Source organism: Vibrio pomeroyi, from assembly GCF_024347595.1.
In the GTDB taxonomy this organism is placed as follows: domain Bacteria; phylum Pseudomonadota; class Gammaproteobacteria; order Enterobacterales; family Vibrionaceae; genus Vibrio; species Vibrio pomeroyi.
On record NZ_AP025506.1, the window covers coordinates 2,813,679 to 2,840,380 of the forward strand.

Sequence of the window (26,702 nt, forward strand, 5' to 3'; positions counted from 1 at the left end):
ACCGTAGAAATGTAATAAAGGGCAGAATCACTGCCCTTTTAATTAGAATGCTATATAAAGCAGAGCAAAGACAGGGAATGCAGCCGTTAAGCTATCTATTCTATCAAGTATACCACCATGACCAGGAATCAGATTACTACTGTCTTTCACCCCAGAAACACGCTTAAACATGCTTTCAACAAGGTCGCCAAGAACAGAGATAACGACGGTCACAAGGGTAATAACAATCATGTGAAGCGGGCTGGTGAATTGGATATCAAATAAATCAGCGAAGATCCAAGCCACGATCACCGCAGTAATAATGCCACCAATCAAACCTTCAATGGTCTTGTTAGGGCTTACAGCTGGCGCCATTTTACGTTTACCAAAGCTCTTTCCTGCAAAATAAGCACCGCTGTCTGCAGCCCACACAAGCAAGCAAACAAACATCACCAATTTCGCACCGTGGTAAGGGTCTACATCAATACCATTAGCACGCAGGATAACCACACTCCAGAAGAATGGTAGCAGAGTCAGCACACCAAAGGCGTGACGAAGAAGAGAGGAATCTTTCCATGCAGGCATAGACTTAGGATAAGTCACAGCCATGCCACTCGCGATTACCCACCAAATCGAACCAATCGTTAGAATGGCGTAGTGAGCACTCGATAAATTATTGAGACTAAATGCATCAAAAGGGATAAAAGCAAAACTTGCAGCACTTACCACAACCGTAGGAATCAACGCTAGATAACGCGATTTGCTTTCAACAAATTGAGTCCACTCCCAGTATCCCAATAGCGAAATAACCGCTAATGAAAGAATAAACGTGGGAAGTGATAACTCGAAAATTCCTAGAATAACTAGGGGAGCCAAAATCAACGCCGTAATAATTCGTTGTTTCAAACCAAAAAATCCTTATTAACTGTCCATCAGAGCTTTAATTTGCTCACCGGTGCATCCAAAACGGCGCTCACGGTTAACAAACCAAGTCACAGCTTCTACTAAGCTGTCTTCATTAAAGTCTGGCCAGAATTGTTCAGTGAAATACATTTCGGCGTAAGCCAACTGCCAAAGCATAAAATTACTAATGCGACATTCGCCACTGGTACGGATAAGTAGATCAACCTCAGGAATATCTGCCATCGTCAGGTGCTGTGTAATCATAGCTTCATCAATGTCATCTACATTAATATCGCCAGACTTTACCTGTTGAGCAATAGAGGTCATTGCTTGCTGGATATCCCACTTACCGCCGTAGTTAGCTGCAATATTAATAACCATACCGGTATTGGTGCTAGTCAAAGCTTCCGCTTCTTCTATCTTCTTTTGTAGTCGATCATTGAAACGACTTTTATCACCAATAACACGAAGTTGTAGATTATTTTTATGAAGCTTTTTTACTTCACTCGATAGCACTGAAATAAACAGTTCCATCAAGATACCGACTTCTTCTTCAGGACGGCGCCAGTTTTCGCTACTAAATGCAAAAAGAGTGACTGCTTTGATGCCAAGTCTGGCTGCAGAAGAGATGGTTTTACGAACGGCTTGAACACCGTTTTTATGACCAAAGACGCGAGGCTTGCCCTGAGCTTTTGCCCAGCGACCATTACCATCCATAATGATAGCAATGTGTTTAGGAAGAGAGTCTGTGAACGCTTGAGAATTATGCATAAAAGAGTGAATCAAATTCTAATAGTCGAACAGAGTAGCATAAAAAAACGCTGCACCGTGAGTACAGCGTTTTTCCGGAAAGAAAAGAATAGGGAAAATTAAACTTCCATCAACTCTTTTTCTTTAGTTGCTAGAACTTCGTCTACGTTCTTAACCGCAGCGTCAGTTAGCTTTTGAATTTCGTCTTGTGCTTTACGATCTTCGTCTTCAGAGATTTCTTTATCTTTAAGAAGCGCTTTTAGATCGCCATTCGCGTCACGACGGATGTTACGGATAGCAACACGGCCACCTTCAGCTTCGCCACGAACGATTTTAACTAGGTCTTTACGACGCTCTTCCGTTAGCGGTGGAAGTGGAACACGGATAACCGTACCAGCAGACATAGGGTTTAGGCCTAGGTCAGATGTTAGGATTGCTTTTTCTACTAGAGGAGTCAGTGTTTTATCAAACACTGTGATAGCTAGTGTACGTGCATCTTCAGCGATAACGTTAGCTACTTGAGTCAAAGGAGTTGGAGCACCGTAGTACTCAACAGTAAGACCAGAAAGTAGGCTTGGGTGCGCACGACCTGTACGAATCTTTTGCAGGCTGTTTTTTAGTGCATCAACACTTTTTACCATGCGCTCTTGAGCGTCTTTTTTGATTTCGTTAATCACAATTTCACCTTGATTATGTTCTTTCTTCAAGAAAGCTTTTTATTTGGAGTGATAAGGATAAGCTTACCGAAGTATAACCTTCAGTAAGCCCGAAAAATTAGTCAGCGTCGCTGATTAATGTACCTTCAGTTTCACCCATAACCACGCGACGTAGTGCGCCTGGCTTATTCATGTTAAATACGCGGATTGGCATTTTGTGATCACGTGCTAGCGTAAATGCAGCCAAGTCCATTACTTTAAGTTCTTTATCAAGAACCGTGTTGTAAGACAACGTATCATACAGCTCTGCGTCTGGGTTTGCTACAGGGTCAGAAGTAAATACACCATCTACCTTTGTCGCTTTTAGAACTACGTCAGCTTCGATTTCGATACCACGTAGACACGCAGCAGAATCCGTAGTGAAGAATGGGTTACCAGTACCAGCAGAGAAGATCACAACGCGACCTTGACGTAGTTGGCTGATTGCATCTGCCCAATTGTAGTCGTCACACACACCTTTAAGAGGGATTGCTGACATTACACGTGCGTTTACGTAAGCACGGTGTAGAGCGTCACGCATTGCAAGGCCGTTCATTACCGTTGCAAGCATACCCATGTGGTCACCAACAACGCGGTTCATGCCAGCTTCTGCAAGACCTGCACCACGGAAAAGGTTACCGCCACCGATAACAACACCTACTTGAACACCTAGTTCAACCAATTCTTTTACTTCTTGAGCCATACGATCAAGGATCGTCGGGTCAATACCAAAACCTTCTTCGCCTTGTAGTGCTTCACCGCTAAGTTTTAACAGAATACGTTGATACGCTGGTTTAGGGTTCGTAGTCATGGAGTTTACCTTCCAAAGAGTTGATGATTAACAGTCATGGATAAAAACTGAATATGTCAGTTCGCATTCATAACAGCTAACGTGCGAGCAAAAAATAATTCACTATTCATAAAAAGACCGCAGCAATGGCCACGGTCTTTTTTCAAACAATACGCTAAGGATTAACCTTTTTGTACCGCTGCAACTTCGTCAGCGAAGCTCATTTCAGCAGCTTTCTCGATGCCTTCACCAACTTCTAGACGTACGAAGTTAGATACTGAAGCGCCTTTCTCTTTAAGGATAGCGCCAACAGTTTGCTTAGGCTCCATGATGAAAGCTTGACCAGTTAGAGAGATTTCGCCCGTGAATTTCTTCATACGGCCAACAACCATTTTCTCTGCGATTTCAGCTGGTTTGCCTTCGTTCATAGCGATTTCAACTTGAACGGCTTTCTCTTTAGCAACTACGTCTGCAGGTACGTCTTCTGGGTTTAGGAACTCAGGACGTGATGCAGCAACGTGCATTGCAACGTGCTTAAGAGTTTCAGCTTCGCCTTCACCAGCAACAACAACACCGATTTTCTCGCCGTGACGGTAAGAGGCTAGTGCAACACCTGAAACGTATTGTACGCGACGGATGTTGATGTTTTCGCCGATTTTTGCAACTAGAGCAACGCGAGTTTCTTCGAACTGTGCTTGTAGCTCTTCAACAGTTGCTTGAGAAGCTACTGCTGCAGCTGCAACTTCTTCTGCAAATGCAGTGAAGTTAGCATCTTTTGCTACGAAGTCAGTTTGGCAGTTAACTTCAAGAAGAGCAGCTACGCCGTTCTCTTCTTTGATGATGATTGCGCCTTCAGCAGCAACGTTACCAGCTTTCTTAGCTGCTTTCGCTGCGCCAGATTTACGCATGTTTTCAATTGCTAGTTCGATGTCAGCGTTTGCTTCTACAAGCGCTTTCTTACATTCCATCATGCCAGCGCCAGTGCGCTCGCGAAGTTCTTTAACTAGAGCAGCAGTTACAGTTGCCATTCTCTATTCCTCGGTTGATTCGAAAATAAGGTAAAAATCAGGGGCCAAAATGAGGCCCCCGATCTAACTATAACTTAGCTTACATTTAATAAAGATTTCAAAATCTAAATTAGCTAAGCCAAGCGTGATTCAGAGCCGCTATTATTCAGCTTCTACAAAACCATCTTTTTCAGCAGCTACAGCAGCAACATCTTTGTTACGACCTTCTTTAACCGCGTCTGCAGCAGCGTTTAGGTAAAGCTGTACTGCACGGATTGCATCGTCGTTACCTGGGATAACGAAGTCAACGCCGTCTGGGTTAGAGTTAGTATCAACTACAGCGTAAACTGGGATACCTAGGTTGTTTGCTTCTTTAACTGCGATGTGTTCGTGATCAGCATCGATTACGAATAGAGCGTCTGGTAGGCCGCCCATGTTCTTGATACCACCAAGAGATTTCTCTAGCTTCTCCATTTCGCGAGTACGCATTAGAGCTTCTTTCTTAGTAAGCTTGTCGAAAGTACCGTCTTGAGCTTGCGCTTCAAGTTCTTTCAGACGCTTGATAGACTGACGAACAGTTTTGTAGTTCGTTAGCATACCGCCTAACCAGCGGTTGTTAACGTAGAACTGGTTGCTGTTGATAGCAGCTTCTTTAACAGCTTCAGATGCAGCGCGCTTAGTACCAACAAAAAGAACTTTACCTTTCTTCTCGCCAACTTTAGCGATTTCAGCTAGAGCGTCGTTGAACATTGGTACAGTTTTTTCTAGGTTGATGATATGTACTTTGTTACGAGCACCAAAGATGAATGGCTTCATTTTTGGGTTCCAGTAACGAGTTTGGTGACCGAAGTGAACACCAGCTTTAAGCATATCGCGCATTGATACAGTTGCCATTTTAAAATCCTCTATGGGGTTAGGCCTCCACATCCCCCATGAATCCGACCCCTAACAACTAACCACTTTTCAGCCGTTATTCGTGTTGTTGAGGCACCCCGGAACATGTGTCGGAATGTGTGTGATTTAAAGATATAAGTTAGTAGACACAAAGTCAGTTTCGCCAATTGGAGAAAACAGTCCTGATGTCCGGCGCGCTTTATACCATATTTTGTCTATCTATGGCTAGAAAAAAATCTAAAAATGGCGACTGCTATACTGATCCCTAAAGGCGAATTTCCTCTATAAATAGTGTCCCTTTCCAATAGCTTCGGTATCAACAAACCGAACATGATTCACTCAGGTTGAGAAGTATCCACCAGTATTGTACGGATATGGGAATGTTGCGCTAAATTGCTGCACTGATAGAATAGCCCCAATATGCACACTTAGGTGCTACCAAATTAAGAGATATGCAATGGCTGTAAAAATTAAAACTGCTGAAGAAATTGAAAAAATGCGCGTCGCCGGCAAGCTGGCTTCTGAAATTCTAGAGATGATTGAACCTCACATTCAAGTGGGTACAACGACAGAAGAGCTAAACCAAATCTGTCACGAGTACGCTCTAGAAAGAGGCGCATACTCAGCACCACTTGATTACCACGGTTTCCCTAAGTCTATCTGTACGTCTATCAACCACATTGTGTGCCACGGTATTCCAGCATCACAAGATGAGACTGGCAGCACTGGTCAATTCAAACCTGCTGTACTGAAAGATGGCGACATCCTGAACGTTGATATCACAGTAATCATCCCTGATGACGAAAACGCAGATCTAAGCACTCGTCCACAAGGCTACCACGGTGACACCTCTAAGATGTTCCTAGTGGGTGAAGTATCACCGGCAAACAAACGTCTGTGCATGGTTGCTCAAGAAGCACTTTACGAAGGCATGCGCCAAGTTAAGCCAGGTGTTCAACTTGGCCAAATCGGTACCGCTATCGAGAAGTACATCAAAACAAACAACAAGAACAACCCACGTGCGAAGTTCTCTATTGTTAAAGATTACTGTGGTCACGGCATTGGTTCTGAGTTCCACGAAGATCCACAAGTGGTTCACTACAAAAACAACGACCGCACAGTACTGAAAGCGGGTATGTGTTTCACTATCGAGCCAATGATCAACGCGGGTAAGTTTGGCTGCCGTCTTGATGACCAAGATAGCTGGACAGTGTACACAGCAGACAGCAAAAACTCGGCGCAGTGGGAACACACGCTAGTTGTAACTGATACAGGTTGTGAAGTATTGACACTACGCAGCGACGATACGATTCCACGTATCATGAAAAACGCTTAGTTCATCGAACTGAACGCATCAGCCTTTTAAAAATATCCTCGCCTTGTCGAGGATATTTTTTTATCCACTCAATTTCGATTTTCCATCAGCTTCTGTTAAATTGTTTACTATTCTCATTTGCTTGCACGGATAGCAGACCCTATGCCTTATCAATGCCCTCTTACGTTCAATGACGAACAAATTGAAATTTGCGAATTAAAAAATCAGCTCGAGATCTTCACGCAGTATCAAAAAAATGAATTCCTGAATCATCACCCAGTTACCGACTTAGTGTTGCTGCGCTCCGAATACATGGACTTGCTACTCAATCGACTATGGGAGCATTTCGGATTCAACAAACTGCCTCATATTTCCCTCGTCGCTGTAGGTGGTTATGGCCGTGGTGAGCTTCATCCCTTGTCTGACATTGATATCCTTATCGTCTCACAGAAAACATTACCACCAGCACTTGGCGAAAAAGTCAGCCAGTTCATCACCCTACTCTGGGATTTGAGACTCGAAGTCGGCCACGCGGTACGAACCATTGCTGAGTGTCTTGATATCGGCATTGATGACTTAACCGTTGCAACCAACCTGCAAGAGTCGCGCTTATTGTGCGGCAGCGAAGACACCTTCCAAGAACTGAAGCTGAAGATTCACTCTGATTCATTTTGGCCAAGTGAGACTTTCTATAAGGCTAAGATTCAAGAACAAAGAGAGCGTCACGCTCGCTACCACGACACCACTTACAATCTTGAACCCGACATCAAATCGACTCCAGGCGGACTCAGAGACATCCACACTCTGAGCTGGGTTGCGCGTCGACACTTCGGTGCCACATCTTTGCTGGAAATGAGTAAGTACGGCTTTCTAACTGATGCTGAATATCGTGAGTTAGTGGAGTGCCAAGATTTCCTATGGCGCGTTCGTTTTGCGCTGCATATTGAGTTGCGCCGTTACGACAACCGCCTGACGTTTGCTCATCAAGCTCAAGTCGCTGAACATTTGGGTTATACGGGCGAAGGCAACCGTGGCGTCGAAATGATGATGAAAGAGTTCTACCGTACGCTTCGTCGTGTCGCTGAACTCAATAAGATGCTGCTTAAGTTGTTTGATCAAGCGATCATTAATGGCGGTCAGACTCAAGACGCTGAGATTCTCGACAATGACTTCCAGCGCCGTGGTTCACTGATTGAAGCACGCAAGCCTGCTCTATTCCAAGCGAGACCAGAAACCATTCTCGATATGTTTATTCATATCGCGAACGACTCGTCCATCGAAGGCGTTAGTCCACCAACATTGCGACAACTACGTACGGCACGTCGTCGATTAAACCGATTCCTGCATACGATTCCTGAGGCTCGCGAGAAATTCATGGCCTTGGTTCGTCACCCGAACGCTCTGCACAAAGCCTTTAGCTTGATGCACAAACTGGGCGTGCTGTCGGCGTATTTACCACAGTGGAGCCAGATTGTCGGTCAGATGCAGTTCGACCTGTTCCATGTTTACACCGTGGATGAGCACAGTATTCGCCTTCTCAAGCACATCAATCGTTTTAGCCAAGTTGAAAACCACGACAAGCACCCTATCTGTTGTGAAGTGTATCCTCGCGTACAGAAAAAAGAGTTGCTGATTCTTGCGGCTATCTTCCACGACATTGGCAAAGGCCGTGGCGGAGATCACTCAGAGATTGGCGCGGTTGAGGCTTACTCTTTCTGTATTGAACACGGGCTATCAAAGCCAGAAGCCAAGCAAGTAGCATGGCTCGTTCAAAATCACCTATTGATGTCAGTAACCGCTCAGCGCCGTGATATCTACGACCCGGATGTGATCACCGAGTTCGCCAAGAAAGTGCGCGATGAAGAGTCATTAGAGCTGCTGGTGTGCTTAACCGTCGCTGACATCTGTGCGACTAACCCAGAGCTATGGAACAGTTGGAAACGCACCCTGCTAGCAGAGCTCTTCCACTCAACACAGCGTGCACTTCGCCGTGGTTTAGAAAACCCTGTCGATGTCAGAGACCGTATTCGTCACAATCAACAAATGGCATCAGCATTGCTGCGTAAAGAAGGGTTCACTGCTCGTGAAATTGAAGTGTTGTGGCAACGCTTTAAAGCCGATTACTTCTTACGTCACACGCATAAACAAATCGCTTGGCACTGTGAGCACTTACTTCGCCTAGAAGACCCAAGCCAACCATTAGTGCTGATCAGCAAAAAAGCGACGCGTGGTGGTACAGAGGTATTCGTTTACTGCAAAGACCAAGCTGCACTTTTCGCGACCGTGGTTGCCGAGCTTGATAGACGTAATTTTAACGTTCACGACGCGCAGGTCATGGTCAGCAAAGATGGTCATGTTTTGGATACTTTTATCGTACTCGACCAACATGGTGAAGCGATTGATGAAGCAAGACACAAAGCCGTGGCTAAGCACCTGACTCATGTTCTGGCGGATGGTCGTCCGACTAAGATCAAGACACGCCGCACACCTCGTAACTTACAGCACTTCAAGGTGAAGACTTTGGTTGAGTTCCTACCAACCAAGAGTAAAAAGCGCACCTTAATGGAGTTAAGAGCTCTAGACACGCCAGGGCTATTGGCTCAAGTAGGTGCTACCTTTGCTGAGTTAGACATTAATTTACACGGCGCAAAAATCACCACTATAGGTGAACGAGCAGAGGATTTGTTCATTCTGACCAGTGAAGCGGGAGGAAGGCTTTCTGAAGAACAAGAGCAAGCGTTGAGAGAAAGATTAACGGAACATGTTTCGGAACTTGCGCCTTAAAAAGAGAATCTTACCGTCAAATAAATGTGGGTAAAGATAGAGAGCGATCTTGCCCACAACTTACAATCAATTCCCAGATATCAACTATCTAGCTCGTCGCTAGGCTGCTACATTGATTAAGTCAATTACATAAAAGTATTACATTCATAAACTAGAGGTCGCTTATGTATCCAAACCTCACTGGCTTAGGTATCCACGAACCTAAACAGATTGAACGTTACTCCCTTCGCCAAGAAGCGCACAAAGATATCCTTAAGATTTACTTTCGTAAGCAGAAAGGCGAATTGTTCGCGAAAAGCGTTAAGTTTAAGTACCCACGACAAGTAAAAAGTGTGCTTGTTAGCGGTGGCAACAATCAATACAAAGAAGTGACTGAGATTAACCGCAACCTCACTCTTGTGATTGATGAACTGAACAAGATAACCAAACCGACACCAACCACTGAGATGGATGTGAAGCAGAAGATCCTTACTGACTTGCGCCACCTAGAGAAAGTGGTATCAAGTAAGATCTCAGAGATCGAAGCTGATCTAGAAAAGCTAAAATGATCCCGAGAATATACAGCTAGCAACCACGATTAGTTGTTGAGCTCAGATCACACAGACATTAAAAAGGGCTGATATCACTATCAGCCCTTTGTTTTATTCTACTTCTAAGCGTGCTTAGATGCGTGTGCTTTTACTTAGACGAACACGCTTTAGCATCGATTAAGTTGGTGTCCCACTCAAAGGTTTCAAACAACCTTAACCACGTTTCATCTAGGTTCGCCTTCATTACCAACTCTTCTTTAGTGAAAGGATGAATGAAGCGTAATTCAGACGCATGCAGCAACAAACGGTGCGAATCTAAATCATCACGAAACAGTCGGTTGTGCTTACCATCACCATGTGAGGTATCACCAACGATTGGGTGTCTTAGGTGAGCCATATGACGACGCAGCTGATGTTTGCGACCTGTCTTTGGCATCATCTCAACCAAGCAATAACGGCTCGTTGGGAAACGTCCTGTAGAATATGGCACTTCGACTTTTGCTAGCGGTTCATAGACTGTCACCGCCTCTTGTGCTTCTTTGTCTTCTTTCGCGAACTTATCTGCGATCTTATCCAACTCAACCTTCAGCGCGTAATCGAGCGTATCGCCCTCTTCTATCCAACCACGAACAATTGCATGGTAAGTCTTTTGCATCTCATGGTTAGCGAACATTGGCATCACCTCAGACGCAACCTCACTCGACAGAGCAAACACCAATACGCCAGACGTTGGGCGGTCTAAGCGGTGCAGAGGAAATACGTGCTGACCAATTTGGTCACGCAGTGTTTGCATCACAAATCGAGTCTCGTGTTTATCCAACCATGAGCGATGCACTAACATGCCCGCCGGCTTATTCACCGCGACAAAATACTCATCTTGATAAATGATCTCTAACATTACGCGCATACCTCATCAATGCTCTGAATCGTCACTAGCAGTTCGGCCTTGTCTGCCTCATTTTTCCATACTTCACCAAAATAAGGATGAATAGCAAAGCCCTTTGGTAAGCTCATTCGTGCATCCATCATTGCGTTGATCTTCACGATGAAGATCCACTGCAACCACTCTTCAGGTTGTAACGAATCAATCGCGAAAGGTTCAACACTGGCCAGAGCTTCGTCCGAAGGTGGAACATCACTCCACAACGAACATTGGCGCATTTGTTGTTCTAATTGTTGAAGTAAAGGAGGTAACTTTGTGGCAGCTGTCATTTTTCACCAAGTTATTTATCTAGTGACCTTGAAATTGGGGCATAGAGTACCATCTATTTAGGAAAGAAAGTTAGGAGCTTTATTACTATGGAAACGATTCACACGCTCACTCAGTTACTAAAGAATAGCGGTTGCCAATACGATATCTACGACTTAGGTCGTCGCATTCAGAAGATCGACAACACCTTATTCTCTGATGTTGAGCAAGGGAAACAGCCGTACCCATTTCCACTTCAGAAACAAGCTCACTTAGCCATTAGTTACTGGAACGAACACAAGCAGCCTTGGATTTGGTTCCTAAAGTTCAAGCTGGACGAAAGAGGCCTATTGCATCAAGGCGATGTAGGCAACTTTCTTAAGTTTGTTATCGAAGCGATGGGCACACGTCTAAACGGCGAGATCAGCGAAGAGCAACAACAAAAGCTGTCTAACAACCCATACACGTTCAAGCCTTCAGAAGACAAGATGGCCGTGTTCCATAGCCAAGTAAGAGCAGGTTTGGACCTAGCGACGAGCCAATACTACGAACACGCTCAACACTACTTCACTGGTGATCTAGGCTGGGACAACTGGAAAACGGTTGGTCTTCAAGGCATCACCGATATGTGTGCTCGCCTAGGCAGCCAACAAAACGGTGTCGCGATTCGCAAAGCATTGAGCAAACTGCCATCAGAACCTCTATACGCAACACTTGGGGCGCTTGAGCACACGCAAATCAATGACAAACTGGCTCAACGCTTACAAGAGATGGCTGAAAATGAGATTAACAGCCAAGAACCGGATCTGTTCTTGCTGTCTGCGTTGGTTCGTGCCCTTTCTGGTGCTGAGCAAAGCACAACGAATGGCGTAATTAACCAAGTTCTGGCGAGCCCACGCTTAAGTCACCAAGAGGTGTTAATTGGTTTGGCTGGTCGAAGCTGGCACGCACTGCAAGATCCAGCGATTGCTGAGCAATTCTTGCTGCGTCTCGCACAAACGGGCAACCAAAACTTGTTCAATCAGTTATTTGCAGATTTAGTGATGATTCCAACTCTGAGAATGGTATTTTTACCGCTACTGAACTCAAATCCATCACCAGAACTTGCCAACGCACTGGTCGAACTGCAACAAGCGGCCAAAGCTAAATAAGCAAAATAGGCTAAATAAGCTCACTAAGAGATTCACTCTCTAGCTCATTAAAACGCGCAACAATCACAATTGGAATGAAGAGATAAAAAAGGAAGTATGGATTAAATGATAGATAACTTATTGGCTATTTTGTTTCTGTGCTTCTTTTGCTTTTTATTTTGGCAGCAGCGCAGGCAATCAGAGCTTGCGAAGGCTGCCATTGCGAGAAAGTGTAAAGAGCTGGACTTACAGTTGTTGAGTGTCGCTTTCAGTGGTCATAAGCTTAAGATGCGCCATGAGTTAACCACGATTTGGCGCTGGCATACTGTGTACCAATTTGAGTTTTCAGCGTTAGGTGATGACCTATACCAAGGCAAGCTGACCATGGTTGGCTTCCGCTCTATGCGGTTTGAGCTACAGCCTCATAGAATGTAACGTCACAATACGCGGTATAGCGATATTCATGATAAGGGCCAAACTGATCTTGTTTGGTCCCTTTAAATGCAAAACCGAGTTTTTCTAACAACTTAATGGATGGGTTATGACCGACATTGACGGTTGCGACGACATTCGTTAGGTGCTCTTCAAAACACACCAAGCTAAAGAAAGGCTTTAGCACTTCACTCGCAAGACCTTTATTCCAGTGTTCTTTATCCAAAATAAAGCCAAGTTCATGCCTGCCCTTTTCAGATGAAATAAAGACATGCCCCAGATATTCACGAGTTTGGTTATGGATGATCGCGCGGCAGAAGCCGACGTTGTCTTGCAGTATTTCTTTAAAAAGGTGCTTCGCAGAGGCAATAGAGTGCGGCCCGTTCATTTCAGCACGATTAATGGGGCAGCAGTTTAACTTAATAAAGTCGAGTTCTAGCTGTTCAGTATAAGGTACCAACAGCGTTCTTGAGGTTGCTATCGTCATAAAACACTCCTTGTGTTGACCATTAGCAGAAAAGCAGATGTCGCGCTCTTAGATGAAAAGTTCTCGACTAAGCAGAGCCTCCTAGACAGAGAAAGCTTCAGAAAAAGAAAAGCCCCGACACCGAAGTGTCAGGGCTAGGGTCTTACTCGCAGCAGTCCGGCTACTAATTAATGCTCCATGCATCATCCATAATAGTGGCTGTAATCCTTCAGCTCTTTCCTTTACTTCGCCGTCCTAGCGGTGTCCAATCATCCTGAAAGCTAACAATCCTAGTTAGCGCACATCACTTGTTCCGTGAGCGGTGTCCTTTACATCGTCCTGATGCTAATCCAACCCTTTAATCCTAAAGGTGTCCATTGTCATTCCGTTGCAGCTAACTTCCTGTTAACTGACTGTATCCCTACAATGTCCTTACGCTCCATGCTTGATCACTCAATCCTAAGTAACCAAATCTTCATCCTGAAGATAACCAAATCCTTGGTGCTTTCCTGTTCCGTGTCAGAATCCTTCCGACAAGGTTTAATTTACGCGATTTAGGATTTCGGACAATAGATTTGCATCACACTTTGAATTCAATCGAGTTGTTAATTATATAAAACAATTAAAATTCAATACCTTAACCATATGCATATCAATCTCTCTAGACAACTATTCGTGTTATCTCACAGCCTTTGTAAGAGATCTCTCACACGCCATGGGATGTTTTATGATTCGCTATCATCCACCGGAGCGAGTAAAATGACCAAAAACTAAAAATGGAGGTCAACATGCTGACAAAAGATGTTTCTGAAGAGTTGAAATCGGTGCTTGAAGGACTGCAAGCACAAGGCAAAGAGCCGACCGTTGCATTAGTAAAAGCTCGCATGAGTACATCGGTTCCAATGCCTGCTTTAATCACAACCATCAAGAGCTGGAAAAGTGCGAATCGCGTTCCTAAAGTTGAAGTCGCGACACAAGAAGAGCCAGCACTAGACCGTGTTAGCCAACTAGAAAAGAAAATCCTAGAACTTACCGCTCGTGTTGCCACGCTTGAAGCTAAGTTATTACATAAATAGGCTAACTGAGAATAGAACACTATGAAGATATGGGTTGATGCGGACGCTTGTCCAAAGGTTATCCGAGAAACCATCGTACGCGCAGCTGAGCGAACTGGTGTTGAATGCACCTTCATCGCAAACCACGTTGTTCCTGTACCAAAACGAGTGAACATCCACTCTATTCAAGTACCAAGTGGCTTCGATATCGCCGACAACGAAATAGTAAAACGCACAGAGAAAGGCGACCTTGTCATTACTTCAGACATCCCTCTGGCAGATGAAGTGATCACCAAAGGCGCACTGGCACTAAGCTCGCGCGGTGAGCTTTACACCAAAGAGACCATTAAAGCGCGTCTCAACATTCGTGATTTTATGGAAACCATGCGTTCAAGTGGCATCCAAACTGGCGGACCAAGCACCCTTTCTCAAACCGACCGTCGTGAGTTCGCCAACCATCTCGATCGCCTGCTAGCAAAACGCTAAACTCGACTTTTCTTATTAAGATAGAGCTCAAATCTATCTCTTAGTCGCAGTAGCTCAGATGAAATTTTAATCGACATACTCCGTTCTTGATATTAATTACAATAACGGAGTATTGATTATGGTTCGTGGAATCGCCCTATCGCTATCCATTCTTTTTTGCAGCACTCAGCTTTCCTTTGCCGATGAAGAATACGGAATCATTGGAGGCAGCATCACCTATGGTGAAAGTGTTTTCTCCACTAAAAGTTCTCCTCAATTCGGTGCAACACCCAACCTCTTCTATTCTGGCCAGAAAGGCTTTATTGATGGCAGCCTCGCCAATTGGCAACTGCTACCTTATGTCGGGTTATCAGGAAACTGGCGCTTTGCTGAAGTGTCAGACACCTTCGTAGATCTGCCCAACGGTATTCAAGACAGAGATAGCAATGGAGAGTTAGGGGTAACCTTAGGCACGGTAGGCGCACGCCTCACCTATTTACACGACGTGACTTCAGAACATAACGGCTACGAAGTTCAACTTCACTTAGGCAGAACGTTAGAAACGTGGACCCAGCCATTCACTATTACGCCTTACCTAGAGGTCGACTATCGAGACAAGAAGCTCTCAAATCATCTTTACGGCATTTCTAACGCTGAAGCTTCTTCCTCAGGTTTGAGTCAGTTTGATTCTGGGTCAACCTTTGTCTATCAAGCCGGATTAATCGGACTTTATGAGTTCACACCCACTTGGATTGGTATCGCTCGAGCTGACTTAATACATCACGACAACAACAGCGACTTGATCCAGCGAGATTTAGGCTGGTCATTTGAATTAGGGGTGACCTATCGTTTTGCGGGGTTGTAAACTTGTAGACTCGAATAATTTGTAGGCTCCAATAATTTGCAGGTTCCAATAAAAAGAGCCTGCATCAATGCAGGCTCTTTGGTATCTCATCGTGTATTCAGTTGATAGCGAATCAAAATGTTCGCCCATCACTGCTTACTAAGGCGTGTAGTACGTTGCAGCGCCCGGACCTACTGGTAGGCCAAATACGAATACCCAAACGTAGAACATTAAGCTCCAACCAACCAAGAATACGATTGAGTATGGAAGCATAGTTGCAATCAGAGTACCGATACCTAGGTTCTTCATGTAACGCGTTGCTACAGCAAGGATTAGACCGAAGTAGCTCATCATTGGAGTAATGATGTTCGTTGTTGAGTCACCGATACGGTAAGCAGCTTGAATCGTTTCTGGTGCGTAGCCTACTAGCATTAGCATTGGAACGAAGATAGGTGCTGTTACTGCCCACTGAGCAGAAGCCGAACCGATCATTAGGTTAATGAAGCCACACATTAGGATGAATGCGAAGAACAACATTGGACCCGTTAGGCCGATATCCTGTAGGAACGTAGCACCTGCAACTGCGAATACTTGACCGAAGTTAGTCCACTTGAAGAAAGCAACAAACTGAGCAGCGAAGAACACAAGTACGATGTACATGCCCATTGAAGACATAGACTTAGACATTGCATTGATTACGTCACGGTCCGTTTTCATTGTGCCGGTAACTTTACCGTAAACAAAACCAGGAACTGCGAAGAATACGAAGATGAACGCTACGATACTTTTCAGGAATGGAGAACCTGAAACCGTACCTGCTGCTGAACGTAGAACACCATCAGCTGGAACAATCGTCCATGCAAGAAGTGCAGAAACCGCTAATACTGCGATACCCGCAAGCTTAAGGCCTTTCTTCTCAACGTCTGTTAGCTTGCCCATTGAATCATTTGATAAATCTTCAGACGCTTCTTCGTCGTTGTATTTACCCAGTTTTGGTTCAACAATCTTCTCAGTTACAAATGCACCTGTAATCGCGATGAAGAAAGTAGAAACAAACATGAAGTACCAGTTTGATTCAGGACCAACGTTGTAAGTCGGGTCAATCATCTGTGCTGCTGTTGTGGTAATACCAGAAAGCAGTGGATCAACCGTACCGATTAGAAGGTTTGCTGAGTAACCACCAGATACACCAGCGAATGCTGCCGCTAGACCCGCTAATGGGTGACGACCCAAAGAGTGGAAAAGCATTGCTGCAAGCGGGATAAGTACTACATAACCAAGCTCTGAAGCCGTGTTAGAGATAATACCTGCAAAAACTACGGTTACCGTAACCATGCGCTTAGATGCGCCCATTACCATGCCACGCATCGCCGCAGATAATAGACCTGAGTGCTCAGCAATCGCTACACCTAGCATTGCAACAAGCACAGTACCTAATGGCGCAAAGCCAACAAAGTTTGTCACGAGATTAGTAACAATGAGCTGTAAGCCTTCAGCATTAAGTAAGCTTACAACGTAGATCATGCCGTCAGCAGCACGACCTGGAGCACCTTCTGGACGAGGGTCCATAACAGATACTTCAAAATATCCAGCGATACCTGAAGTGACTAGAATAGCGACACAGAAGATTGCGAAAAGAGTGATCGGGTGGGGTAATAGATTCCCCAAATACTCAACACCATCGAGAAAACGGGTAAAAATAGGTTTCTTTGGCGAGTTGTTTTTTATTGAAGCTGATGAACTCATCAGTTCCCTCCTTGTAGTGATTCCTATGCAATTGTGACAAAAATGTTCAAATTGCCAGCGAAGGGTACGCGACAAAATTATCAATTAGAAATTCAAAATGTTACAAAATGTGTAACAAACGACGATTTTTAACTCTATTTGAACAATTAATTAGCAAATAAATCTACATTAAATACAAAATCTAGATTTATAATTCACAACTACGCATTCACTACAAATATAACTAACGATATAACCTATTGATTCACTTGAAAATAAAACACATCGTACGCTAAATAAACACTCTATCTTTAATCAGGTTCCTCTTGAGGGAAAAGAAAAGCAGGCAAATGAATGAAGTTTGACTTTCCCCTCGTTTTTTACACACGTGTCACATCAAATTGACGGCTTATTTCTGAACCGCTTTGAATCTCGGATTGGTTTTACAGATAACATAGTGGCGGCCTCGGCGCTTTACTATCTGACAATCCGGGTGACGGCTCTTTGCACTTTTCAGTGATTTCACGACTTTCATTTATTTCGCTCCCTTACCTAATTGACCAAAACGACGAGTGAAGTTCGCAACACGTCCCTCTTTATATAGCACTCTCTGTTTACCGGTATAGAAAGGGTGCGACTTTGACGACACTTCAATAGTGAAATAAGGGTAAGTATTACCATCTTCCCATTCGATAGTACGCTCTGTTTTCAAGGTTGAGCCAATCAAGAAGTACTCATCAACACTGGTGTCGTGGAACACCACTGTGCGGTAGTCCGGGTGGATATTCGGTTTCATTGTATTTCCCTAAATAATTAAATTGATACGTTATAACATTTCAAATGATAATTATTATCAAAAGAAAAACAAGCGATTTTATGATATTTTTCCGCCATAGATCGTAATTAGAGAACGTCCACTCATGTACTCCATTGAACCTATTGGCTTTATAGAGTCTCCTTATAAAGAGAAGTTCGCGGTACCAAGGCAACCTAGATTGGTGCCGACATCCACCTCCAGAGTCAGGCTGGTTGACGCGGCAAACTGTCTTGAGTCTGTTCGTGATATTGAGCAATTTAGCCATGTGTGGTTGTTGTTTTTGTTCGATAAGAACCTTGAAGCGGGCTGGAAACCAACCGTGAGGCCACCTCGACTTGGCGGCAATGAACGTATCGGTGTCTTCGCATCGCGTGCCACCTTTAGGCCGAATGGAATAGGCATGTCTGCAGTTGAACTCAAAGGTGTCTCTCAAGAAAAGGGGCAGACTTGGTTGGATTTGGGCAGTGTCGATCTCGTCGACGGCACGCCGATCATCGACATCAAACCTTATATCCCCTACTCCGATTCGATTCCTGATGCACTAGGAGGGTTTGCTACTGATGAACCTGAAGTACTAGACGTGAACTTTTCACAGCAAGCCCAAACGAAACTGGCACAGCACCCGCAGGCGCGCCATATCATTCAGGTGATCAAAGAAGTGCTTGGTCAAGATCCACGTCCTGCCTATAAAAAAGGCAAGCTGGACAGTAAGGAATATGCGGTAAATTTGTTCGATCTTAACGTGAAATTCGTTGTTGAGGCGCTTTTCATCAATGTAACTGACATTGAACGCTTTTGAGATCCCAAATAGGCTGATATTATATGCGGCTATATCAGATTTGCTGTCGTCACTCACTGCAGCAAATTTTCTTTTATCAATGATGAAACGGATACCATAGAATGCGTACCAGTAACTACCTTCTTTCTACTCTGAAAGAGACTCCAAACGACGCAGAAGTTATCAGCCACCAGCTGATGCTACGTGCAGGTATGATCCGTAAGCTAGCTTCAGGTTTATATACTTGGCTACCTACTGGTCTACGTGTACTGCGTAAAGTCGAAAATATCGTTCGCCAAGAGATCGATAATGCAGGTGCCGTTGAAATCTTGATGCCCGTAGTTCAACCGTTTGAGCTTTGGGAAGAGACAGGCCGTTCTGAAAAGATGGGCCCTGAGCTACTTCGTTTCACAGACCGTCACTCTCGTCCGTTCGTTCTTAGCCCAACAGCTGAAGAAGTAGTGACGAGCCTAGTACGTAACGAGATCAGCTCTTACAAACAGCTACCTCTAAACCTGTACCAAATCCAGACTAAATTCCGTGATGAGCGCCGCCCTCGTTTTGGTGTAATGCGTGCACGTGAATTCTCTATGATGGATGCGTACAGCTTTGATATCGACAAAGAAGGCTTAGAAAAATCTTACCAAGCGATGCACGATGCTTACTGTAAAGCATTCGACCGCATGGGCCTTGAATACCGTCCAGTATTAGCTGACTCTGGCGCAATCGGCGGCAGCGGCTCTCAAGAGTTCCACGTTCTTGCTGAAAGCGGCGAAGACCTAATCGCATTCTCTTCTGAATCTGATTACGCAGCAAACATCGAGAAAGCAGAAGCACTAGCTCCTACTGAAGAAGTTGCAGCGCCAACTCAAGAGATGGAACTGGTTGATACGCCTAACGCAAAAACAATTGCTGAGCTTGTAGAACAACACGGTCTAGCAATCGAGAAGACAGTTAAGACTCTATTCGTTAAAGCATCTGATGAAGTAGAAGCAGATATCATTGCTCTAATCATCCGTGGTGACCACGAGCTTAACGAAGTGAAAGCAGAAAACCTTCCACAGGTTGCTTCTCCACTAGAGATGGCTTCTGAAGAAGAAATCCGTGCACTTGTTGGTGCAGGTCCTGGTTCACTTGGCCCTGTTGGCCTAGAGCTACCATTCATCGTTGACCGCTCTGTTGCTGTAATGAGCGACTTCGGCGCTGGTGCAAACGTAGACGGTAAACACTACTTCGGTATTAACTGGGGTCGTGACGTTGAACTTGCTCAAGTTGAAGACTTACGTAACGTTGTTGAAGGCGACCTTAGCCCATGTGGTAAAGGTACTATCCAGCTTAAGCGTGGTATCGAAGTTGGTCACATCTTCCAACTGGGTAATACTTACTCTAAAGCAATGAACTGTAACGTGCTTGGTCCTGATGGTAAGAGCGTAATCCTAGAAATGGGTTGTTACGGTATCGGTGTTTCACGTGTTGTTGCATCTGCTATCGAGCAAAACCACGATAAATTCGGTATCACTTGGCCAGACGCACTAGCGCCGTTCCAAGTTGCTATCGTACCAATGAACATGCACAAATCTGAGCGCGTTAAAGAAGCAGCTGAGAAGCTATACGCTGAATTAACAGCTATGGGTATCGAAGTACTATTTGATGACCGTAAAGAGCGTCCAGGTGTTATGTTTAAAGATATCGAGCTTGTGGGTATTCCTCACACTATCGTTATCGGTGATCGCAGCATGGACGAAGGTAACTTCGAATACAAAAACCGTCGTACTGGTGATAAAGAAGCTATCGCAATGGACACGGTTATCGAGCACCTTAAAGCTCAACTAGCTTAGTAATCCGATTACTGACTAGATAAACATTGAAAGGCTGCCATTAGGTGGCCTTTTTTGTACCTGTCGTTTCCCTTCAAGTTCTCTTCTATTTATCACTAGAGTAAATAACGTAAGTTAATCCCCTGTTCATCTTTAAATCCGTATATTGGGTTCATCAACTTTTTAGACCCGCTTACATTGGAGGTATCGATGGATATCAAAAGCTTACTTAACCAAGCACTTAAGTCAGATCTCGTTAAACAAGGTACTCAGAAGCTTTCCCAAGGATCTTCGAGTTTAAGCAGCCTCTCCCAAGGCAGTAACAGCAATGGCAAGGGTATCAACAAGAGCACACTGGGCGCTTTCGGTGCTGGTGCTGTTGGTGGTGGACTGTTAGGGGCGTTAATGGGCTCTAAGAAGACCAAGAAAATGGGTAAGAAAGCGGCTGGCATTGGAGGCGCAGCAGCACTGGGCGCTTTGGCTTATAAAGTCTACAACGACTACCAATCCAAACAAGGCCAGACTCCCAATGTCGAACAGGCTCAGTTTGATGAAAATGATGCAAACCACAGCGTTCTGATTCTACGTTCGATGATTGCCGCGTCTAAAGCTGATGGCCATGTTGATGAAGAAGAGATGGCTAAGATAGAGCAAGCCGTCGAGAATATGGGCGCTGATTATCAACTGACTAAATTAGTCTCTGAAGAACTGCATAAGCCACTCGACCCAAGCGAAATCGCTCAATTAGCCACGTCACCTCAACAGGCGAGTGAGATCTACTTAGCCTCTTTGATTGTGGCCGACGAACAGAACTTCATGGAAAAGGCGTACCTGAAAGAGCTCGCGAAACAGCTCAACCTTGCTGATGAAGTCACCTATCAACTTGAACAACAAGTCTCTGGCTAATCGTTAAATACCAAATGAATAGGTAAAGAGTAGCCTAAGCAGAGAACTAACCAAGTGAGATATTGAGCAAGAACAAACTAACTCTGAACTTGATCAGATCCACTTTGTTTTTGCTTATCTCTATGTGTATATTGAGATCTGTTATCATTTGGTTAGGTATAAAAATGAAAGTATACGATTGTTGTGATTTGGTTCGTGAACTGTATTCTCAAATTGGCAGTGGCGACCAAGGCTATATCCCTAAAGCGATCACCTGCGCAGTAAAAACATTGAATGACCTTGCTGCCGATGAATCTCTTCCTAAAGAAGCTCGCGAACGTGCAGCCTTTGCCGCTGCTAACTTACTAATTTCAGATTTCGAGGACTAATATGAACCTCGCTAACTTTGAAAAAATGGATCCTGTAATGTTGATGAGCATCGTCAACATGAAGCTTCGTGACGACTTCGGCGGAGATTTAGATCGAGTGGTCAACTTCTACGAAATCGACAAAGCAGCACTGATCGCGAAGCTCGCGTCTGCTGGTTTTGAGTATCTTCCAGAAGCCAAACAGTTTCGATAGTCGTTTAAAAATCTTCCTATTTAAAGGCCAACCTCTGTGTTGGTCTTTTTTTGTTGGTGATACGTAACAAGTAAACATGCAGTAAACCCGTTATAAATTATCTGTCTGCACCTATACTTTTATATCTTAGAGTCAACGAACGCGCCTTGAACCAAAGCGTATTGTTGTATAGGCTACCCAAACTAGCATATAAAACTCATCACCCAACTTGATGATAGTGAAGGATTAACAATGAAAAGACTCGGACTTTTAGCCGTTATCGCTGCCGCATTCACCGCAGGTTGCGCTTCAAATACTCAGCAAGACAATTTTCGTGAAGCCTCTTTTGAGCTGTGTAATACCGAAGTCGATATTTACTCTGTAAGCCATGATGAAAGAGTACGTATCGTCTGTTCTGATGGCTCTAAATTCGCTTTAAATAGCGAAGATACGCTAGAAGTAATGCGTGACATCAACATCGACTACTGCGATGGCGAAGGCTTAGGTAAGTTTAATGAAAGCCGTCATTACTACTCGTTCAAGTGTAAATCAGGCACCCTACTTAGCATCAAAAAGTAGAACCAACACAAACAAATACAAAGGGTTAATGTGAAAGCATTAGCCCTTTTTAGTACCCGCCTTTCTTTACTCTCATTCGCTGATCACCAGATACAAAAAAGACTCCCAACAGGAGCCTTTCAAATCGTATTTTTCAATCAAATAGCTTTAGTTCAAGGAAAAGGCGCGGAGTTTACGAATGTAAATGAGCACCTTTGACACAGAAATTAAGCTATTTGAGCCAGAAAAATTAAGCGTAAACTGGTAGACGCTTACAGATCTCTAGTACTTTTGCTTTAGTCGCTTCGATAACAGACTCATCACCCATGTTATCTAGGATGTCACAGATCCAACCTGCTAGCTCTTTCGCGTCTGCTTCTGAGAAACCGCGACGAGTGATAGAAGGAGAACCGATACGGATACCTGAAGTAACGAATGGGCTACGTGGGTCGTTTGGTACTGAGTTCTTGTTTACCGTGATGTTTGCTGCACCTAGTGCTGCATCTGCTTCTTTACCTGTGATGTCTTTGTTGATTAGGTCAACTAGGAACAGGTGGTTCTCTGTAGAACCTGAAACGATGTTGTAACCACGTGCTAGGAATTCAGCAACCATTGCTTTTGCGTTAGCAACAACGCGTGCTTGGTATTCTTTGAACTCTGGCTCTAGAGCTTCTTTGAACGCTACTGCTTTACCAGCGATAACGTGCATTAGAGGACCACCTTGGCCGCCTGGGAATACTGCTGAGTTCAGCTTCTTGTAAAGATCTTCGCCTTCGTTAGAAAGGATTAGACCACCACGAGGACCAGCAAGCGTTTTGTGCGTCGTTGTAGTTACTACGTGAGCGTGTGGAACTGGGTTCGGGTAAACGCCTGCAGCGATTAGACCTGCTACGTGAGCCATATCTACAAACAGGTAAGCACCTACTTTATCAGCGATTTCACGCATGCGCTTCCAATCACAGATTTGAGAGTAAGCAGAGAAACCACCGATGATCATCTTAGGCTTGTTCTCGATAGCCAGCTTTTCCATCTCTTCGTAATCGATTTGACCCGCTTCATCGATACCGTAAGGGATGATGTTGTAAAGCTTACCAGAGAAGTTTACTGGAGAACCGTGAGTTAGGTGACCACCGTGCGCTAGGCTCATACCTAGAACCGTATCGCCTGCATTTAATAGTGCCATGTATACAGCGTTGTTTGCTTGAGAACCTGAGTGAGGCTGTACGTTTGCGTACTCTGCACCAAATAGTTCACATGCACGTTCAATTGCTAGAGTTTCAACTTTGTCTACGTACTCACAACCACCGTAGTAACGCTTGCCTGGGTAGCCTTCAGCGTATTTGTTTGTTAGCTGAGAACCTTGAGCTTCCATTACACGTGGGCTTGTGTAGTTTTCTGAAGCGATAAGTTCGATGTGCTCTTCCTGACGAAGAGTTTCTTCTTGGATAGCTGCGAATAGATCCGCATCGTAATCAGCAATGTTCATGTCACGCTTAAGCATCTGTATCTCCTGACTCAGATTGTACTGAAAGTTTCAAAAAAACCACACAACGACCGAAAGCAAACGTTTCCGTCACCGTTTTGATGTGACGCATTCTACATAATTTGATCTAGGTCATAAAGAGCTAATTGCAATTTTATCATGCAGTTTTTTCATAATCACAAATAAGATTCATCATGGTTATTAAGCTTATCCAACCAAAGATGACGCTTACTGTCAATTTTACGATTTACACCCTGTAAAACGCAGATTACATAGGTTTACCTTAATTTTGCCCCTCTAGCTACCGAAAGCTAAGGTTTTTCTCTACTATGCACGCCTTTATTGGTTAGGTAATTATAAAAACGATGGAAAAACACTCACGTAAAGAAGATTGGGTAGCAATCCTCACTGGCACGTTTTTAGTGGCGTTAGGCGTCTTCTTTTTACAGTCAGCGAACCTGCTTACTGGTGGCACTACTGGCTTGGCTCTGCTTTTGAGTCAATTTATGCCAGTAACCTTTGGTATTTTGTACTTTATTGCTAATTGCCCATTCTACTTATTAGCATGGAAACGATTTGGCCGTCACTTCGCAATAAGCAGTGCCATATCAGGGGCTTTAGTGTCTGTGTTTGCCGATCATTTATACTTGGTGATTTCATTAGAAGTTCATAATGAGATTTACTGCGCTGTTGCAGGCGGCCTGTTGATGGGCTTAGGTATGCTGATCTTATTCCGTCATCGCTCAAGTTTGGGTGGCTTCAACGTCTTGTGTTTGTTCATTCAAGATCGCTACGGTATCTCAGTGGGCAAAACCCAAATGGCTATTGATGCGTGTATTCTGTTTGCATCATTCTTCTTCGTATCGCCTTGGGTGATTGCAGTTTCTGTATTGGGCACTGCGGTATTGAACATCGTATTAGCGATGAATCACAAGCCTACACGTTATTCAGTGAACTACGCGTCTTAGCGTTCACACCTGCTCTATCGCCTATCGTCGCTGGCTACTCGACACTCTAGCTGCAGACTCAAAGTACGATAATCCAGACTATAACTAAAACAAAAAGGCTTTGGGGAGCTCTCCAAAGCCTTTGTAAAAGCCCAATCCTTTAAGGGGAATAGAATCAGGCTTCTTAAAATGAAACAAGGTTAGCCTTCAATCAAGAGAATACGAGTTTCGTAAGGACGTAAGACTTGATGATGTACTGCTACTGAAGTGTTCGCTTCTTGATAGTTAGACAACAAACTCTTTGCCTTACTCATATCAAAACGTTCCGGTAAAACGCACTCCGCCTCTTCACCGTAGTAGTTATTAATACACAACAAAGTCTGACTATCAGTCTCGCGAGAATACGCAAATACCGATGGGTGCTCAGGCAATAAATCTTTGTAGCTACCATGAGTAATCACTGGCACTTCTTTACGTAACTCAATCAAGCTCTTGTAGAAGTAAAAAACAGAGTCTTTATCTTCTAGCGCTTGCTCAGCGTTGATCTCAGTGTAGTTATTTGCAACATCTAGCCACGGCTGAGCTTGTGAAAAGCCTGCATTGGCTTCACTGTTCCATTGCATCGGCGTGCGAGAATTATCACGAGATTTCTGCGCCAGAATCGCCATCATATCTTGATGCGCCACACCATCACGATTGACCATGATGTCATACATGTTGGTGCTCTCGACATCGCGATATTGGCAGATCTCGGTGTAACCTGGGTTGGTCATACCAATCTCTTCACCTTGATAAATATACGGCGTGCCTTGCATCATGTGTACAGACGCAGCCAGCATCTTGGCCGACTCAACACGATACTGCTGATCATCACCTAAGCGGCTCACTACTCGCGGTTGGTCGTGGTTACACCAGAACAATGCGCCCCACCCTTTGCCGTTCAAACCTGTTTGCCAATGATTGAAGATCGACTTGAGCTGCAAGAAATCAAACGGCGCATTGGTCCACTTTTCACCATTGGGGTAATCCACCTTAAGGTGGTGGAAGTTAAACACCATCGATAGTTCGCTGTTATCAATGTTTGAGTACTGTTGGCAATGCTCGAGTGTCGTTGAAGACATCTCGCCTACTGTGACGCTACCATATTTCTGGAATACCGCTTCGCTGATCTCTTTCAGATATTCATGCACTCGTGGGCCATCAGTATAAAAACGACGACCATCACCGATATCATCGTTAGGGAAATCTTGCTGTTTCGAAATCAAGTTGATCACATCCAAGCGGAAGCCATCAACGCCCTTCTCAGCCCAGAAGCTGATGACATCTTTCACTTCTTCGCGTACAACCGGGTTCTCCCAGTTGAGGTCGGCCTGCTCTTTCGCGAATAGGTGTAGGAAATACTGCCCAGTCGCTTCATCCATTTCCCATGCATTACCACCGAACTTAGACTGCCAGTTGGTGGGAGCTTGACCGTTTACAGGATCTTTCCAGATGTAGTAGTCGCGGTATGGGCTGTTTTTGTCACCCAATGCCGACTGAAACCACGCATGCTCGGTTGAGGTGTGGTTTACCACGATATCCATTACGATACGGATACCACGTTGGTGCGCTTCAGCCAGCAATAGGTCGAAGTCTTCCATGGTGCCGAATTGCGGGTTAATCGCATAGTAATCTGAAATATCGTAGCCGTTATCGATCATTGGGGATGCGTAAACTGGGGTTAACCAAATTGCATCCACACTCAAGTGTTTAAGATAATCCAGTTTTGAAATGATCCCTTTGATATCGCCAGTACCTTTACTGCCACTATCACAAAAGCTCTTTGGGTAGATTTGATAGATGGTTGCGGTTTTCCACCAACTTTCATCATGCTCAGTCATCGCCATCTCTAACACTCACTTAC

Annotated in this window: 29 protein-coding genes; 15 read left to right on the forward strand and 14 right to left on the reverse strand. The window is 44.4% G+C overall.

Annotated features, from left to right (window positions below; translation table 11 throughout):
* Positions 1 to 42: 42 nt before the first annotated feature.
* From OCV12_RS12265 to rpsB, 6 genes are all read right to left on the reverse strand, one after another.
* Entirely contained in the window at positions 43 to 885 is an 843-nt protein-coding gene (locus OCV12_RS12265) for a phosphatidate cytidylyltransferase (RefSeq protein ID WP_261884759.1), read from the reverse strand.
* Positions 886 to 900: 15 nt separating this feature from the next.
* Positions 901 to 1,653 carry an isoprenyl transferase gene (locus OCV12_RS12270; RefSeq protein ID WP_017063364.1) on the reverse strand — a complete coding sequence of 251 codons (753 nt, stop codon included), beginning with the start codon at positions 1,651 to 1,653 and terminating at the stop codon, positions 901 to 903.
* 98 nt (positions 1,654 to 1,751) lie between these two features.
* Positions 1,752 to 2,309, reverse strand: coding sequence for a ribosome recycling factor (gene frr, locus OCV12_RS12275; protein WP_026084234.1), 558 nt, complete (start codon positions 2,307 to 2,309; stop codon positions 1,752 to 1,754).
* Between the two features lie 97 nt (positions 2,310 to 2,406).
* Positions 2,407 to 3,138, reverse strand: a complete 732-nt coding sequence (gene pyrH / locus OCV12_RS12280; protein WP_017630771.1) for a UMP kinase — start codon at positions 3,136 to 3,138, stop codon at positions 2,407 to 2,409.
* 161 nt (positions 3,139 to 3,299) lie between these two features.
* Entirely contained in the window at positions 3,300 to 4,145 is an 846-nt protein-coding gene (gene tsf / locus OCV12_RS12285) for a translation elongation factor Ts (protein WP_017630772.1), read from the reverse strand.
* Between the two features lie 141 nt (positions 4,146 to 4,286).
* Positions 4,287 to 5,018, reverse strand: a complete 732-nt coding sequence (gene rpsB / locus OCV12_RS12290) for a 30S ribosomal protein S2 (RefSeq protein WP_009847420.1) — start codon at positions 5,016 to 5,018, stop codon at positions 4,287 to 4,289.
* A 457-nt stretch (positions 5,019 to 5,475) separates the two neighbouring features.
* Here rpsB and map point away from each other — a divergent pair, with 457 nt between their 5' ends.
* From map to OCV12_RS12305, 3 genes are all read left to right on the forward strand, one after another.
* The gene (gene map / locus OCV12_RS12295) at positions 5,476 to 6,354 is read left to right on the forward strand and encodes a type I methionyl aminopeptidase (RefSeq protein WP_176680301.1); all 879 of its coding nucleotides are present in this window, start codon (positions 5,476 to 5,478) and stop codon (positions 6,352 to 6,354) included.
* Between the two features lie 141 nt (positions 6,355 to 6,495).
* Positions 6,496 to 9,117 (forward strand): bifunctional uridylyltransferase/uridylyl-removing protein GlnD, encoded by a 2,622-nt coding sequence (glnD, locus tag OCV12_RS12300; RefSeq protein ID WP_176680302.1) that lies wholly within the window; start codon positions 6,496 to 6,498, stop codon positions 9,115 to 9,117.
* Positions 9,118 to 9,281: 164 nt separating this feature from the next.
* Entirely contained in the window at positions 9,282 to 9,665 is a 384-nt protein-coding gene (locus OCV12_RS12305) for a DUF3461 family protein (protein WP_017056299.1), read from the forward strand.
* A gap of 130 nt (positions 9,666 to 9,795) precedes the next feature.
* On the opposite strand, the gene truC is transcribed toward OCV12_RS12305, so the two are convergent.
* Positions 9,796 to 10,545: a tRNA pseudouridine(65) synthase TruC gene (truC, locus tag OCV12_RS12310; protein ID WP_261884760.1), complete on the reverse strand. Its 750-nt coding sequence runs from the start codon at positions 10,543 to 10,545 to the stop codon at positions 9,796 to 9,798.
* A complete protein-coding gene (locus OCV12_RS12315) occupies positions 10,545 to 10,859 on the reverse strand; it encodes a YqcC family protein (RefSeq protein ID WP_261884761.1) in 315 nt (104 codons plus the stop codon). Before OCV12_RS12315 ends, truC begins: the two co-directional genes overlap by 1 nt.
* An 87-nt stretch (positions 10,860 to 10,946) precedes the next feature.
* Between OCV12_RS12315 and OCV12_RS12320 the strand changes: the two genes are divergently transcribed.
* A complete protein-coding gene (locus OCV12_RS12320; RefSeq protein WP_261884762.1) occupies positions 10,947 to 11,987 on the forward strand; it encodes a DUF3549 family protein in 1,041 nt (346 codons plus the stop codon).
* A gap of 105 nt (positions 11,988 to 12,092) precedes the next feature.
* On the forward strand, positions 12,093 to 12,401 hold the full coding sequence (locus tag OCV12_RS12325) for a DUF3301 domain-containing protein (RefSeq protein ID WP_019821602.1): 309 nt from the start codon (positions 12,093 to 12,095) through the stop codon (positions 12,399 to 12,401).
* Here the strand turns inward: OCV12_RS12325 and OCV12_RS12330 are convergent.
* Positions 12,367 to 12,885: a GNAT family N-acetyltransferase gene (locus OCV12_RS12330; protein ID WP_261884763.1), complete on the reverse strand. Its 519-nt coding sequence runs from the start codon at positions 12,883 to 12,885 to the stop codon at positions 12,367 to 12,369. The two genes, OCV12_RS12325 and OCV12_RS12330, sit on opposite strands and share 35 nt — an antisense overlap.
* Before the next feature lie 767 nt (positions 12,886 to 13,652).
* Between OCV12_RS12330 and OCV12_RS12335 the strand changes: the two genes are divergently transcribed.
* From OCV12_RS12335 to OCV12_RS12345, 3 genes are all read left to right on the forward strand, one after another.
* Positions 13,653 to 13,940 (forward strand): hypothetical protein, encoded by a 288-nt coding sequence (locus OCV12_RS12335; protein ID WP_261884764.1) that lies wholly within the window; start codon positions 13,653 to 13,655, stop codon positions 13,938 to 13,940.
* A gap of 21 nt (positions 13,941 to 13,961) precedes the next feature.
* Positions 13,962 to 14,405 carry a YaiI/YqxD family protein gene (locus OCV12_RS12340; RefSeq protein ID WP_017630780.1) on the forward strand — a complete coding sequence of 148 codons (444 nt, stop codon included), beginning with the start codon at positions 13,962 to 13,964 and terminating at the stop codon, positions 14,403 to 14,405.
* 118 nt (positions 14,406 to 14,523) lie between these two features.
* A complete protein-coding gene (locus OCV12_RS12345) occupies positions 14,524 to 15,249 on the forward strand; it encodes a MipA/OmpV family protein (RefSeq protein ID WP_261884765.1) in 726 nt (241 codons plus the stop codon).
* 138 nt (positions 15,250 to 15,387) lie between these two features.
* Here OCV12_RS12345 and OCV12_RS12350 read toward each other — a convergent pair whose 3' ends face one another.
* From OCV12_RS12350 to OCV12_RS12360, 3 genes are all read right to left on the reverse strand, one after another.
* Positions 15,388 to 16,974 (reverse strand): AbgT family transporter, encoded by a 1,587-nt coding sequence (locus tag OCV12_RS12350; RefSeq protein WP_017630782.1) that lies wholly within the window; start codon positions 16,972 to 16,974, stop codon positions 15,388 to 15,390.
* A gap of 388 nt (positions 16,975 to 17,362) precedes the next feature.
* Entirely contained in the window at positions 17,363 to 17,488 is a 126-nt protein-coding gene (gene ykgO / locus OCV12_RS12355) for a type B 50S ribosomal protein L36 (protein ID WP_004734365.1), read from the reverse strand.
* Positions 17,489 to 17,749: a type B 50S ribosomal protein L31 gene (locus OCV12_RS12360; RefSeq protein ID WP_261884766.1), complete on the reverse strand. Its 261-nt coding sequence runs from the start codon at positions 17,747 to 17,749 to the stop codon at positions 17,489 to 17,491.
* 124 nt (positions 17,750 to 17,873) lie between these two features.
* Between OCV12_RS12360 and tsaA the strand changes: the two genes are divergently transcribed.
* The 6 genes from tsaA to OCV12_RS12390 all read left to right on the forward strand — a co-directional run bounded on the left by tsaA (position 17,874) and on the right by OCV12_RS12390 (position 22,390).
* On the forward strand, positions 17,874 to 18,569 hold the full coding sequence (tsaA, locus tag OCV12_RS12365) for a tRNA (N6-threonylcarbamoyladenosine(37)-N6)-methyltransferase TrmO (protein WP_261884767.1): 696 nt from the start codon (positions 17,874 to 17,876) through the stop codon (positions 18,567 to 18,569).
* Positions 18,570 to 18,670: 101 nt separating this feature from the next.
* A complete protein-coding gene (locus OCV12_RS12370) occupies positions 18,671 to 20,386 on the forward strand; it encodes a proline--tRNA ligase (protein ID WP_132762161.1) in 1,716 nt (571 codons plus the stop codon).
* A gap of 189 nt (positions 20,387 to 20,575) precedes the next feature.
* A complete protein-coding gene (locus OCV12_RS12375) occupies positions 20,576 to 21,271 on the forward strand; it encodes a tellurite resistance TerB family protein (protein WP_261884768.1) in 696 nt (231 codons plus the stop codon).
* Positions 21,272 to 21,435: 164 nt separating this feature from the next.
* Positions 21,436 to 21,639: a YaeP family protein gene (locus OCV12_RS12380; RefSeq protein WP_008222923.1), complete on the forward strand. Its 204-nt coding sequence runs from the start codon at positions 21,436 to 21,438 to the stop codon at positions 21,637 to 21,639.
* Position 21,640: 1 nt separating this feature from the next.
* Positions 21,641 to 21,832: a DUF4250 domain-containing protein gene (locus OCV12_RS12385; protein ID WP_004738555.1), complete on the forward strand. Its 192-nt coding sequence runs from the start codon at positions 21,641 to 21,643 to the stop codon at positions 21,830 to 21,832.
* A 231-nt stretch (positions 21,833 to 22,063) separates the two neighbouring features.
* On the forward strand, positions 22,064 to 22,390 hold the full coding sequence (locus tag OCV12_RS12390) for a hypothetical protein (RefSeq protein WP_261884769.1): 327 nt from the start codon (positions 22,064 to 22,066) through the stop codon (positions 22,388 to 22,390).
* 229 nt (positions 22,391 to 22,619) lie between these two features.
* Here the strand turns inward: OCV12_RS12390 and glyA are convergent, their stop codons facing one another.
* Positions 22,620 to 23,870 (reverse strand): serine hydroxymethyltransferase, encoded by a 1,251-nt coding sequence (gene glyA, locus OCV12_RS12395; protein WP_017066387.1) that lies wholly within the window; start codon positions 23,868 to 23,870, stop codon positions 22,620 to 22,622.
* Positions 23,871 to 24,217: 347 nt separating this feature from the next.
* Between glyA and OCV12_RS12400 the strand changes: the two genes are divergently transcribed.
* The gene (locus OCV12_RS12400; protein ID WP_017630786.1) at positions 24,218 to 24,820 is read left to right on the forward strand and encodes a YitT family protein; all 603 of its coding nucleotides are present in this window, start codon (positions 24,218 to 24,220) and stop codon (positions 24,818 to 24,820) included.
* A 179-nt stretch (positions 24,821 to 24,999) separates the two neighbouring features.
* On the opposite strand, the gene treC is transcribed toward OCV12_RS12400, so the two are convergent.
* A complete protein-coding gene (treC, locus tag OCV12_RS12405) occupies positions 25,000 to 26,685 on the reverse strand; it encodes an alpha,alpha-phosphotrehalase (RefSeq protein ID WP_261884770.1) in 1,686 nt (561 codons plus the stop codon).
* Between the last annotated feature and the right edge of the window lie 17 nt (positions 26,686 to 26,702).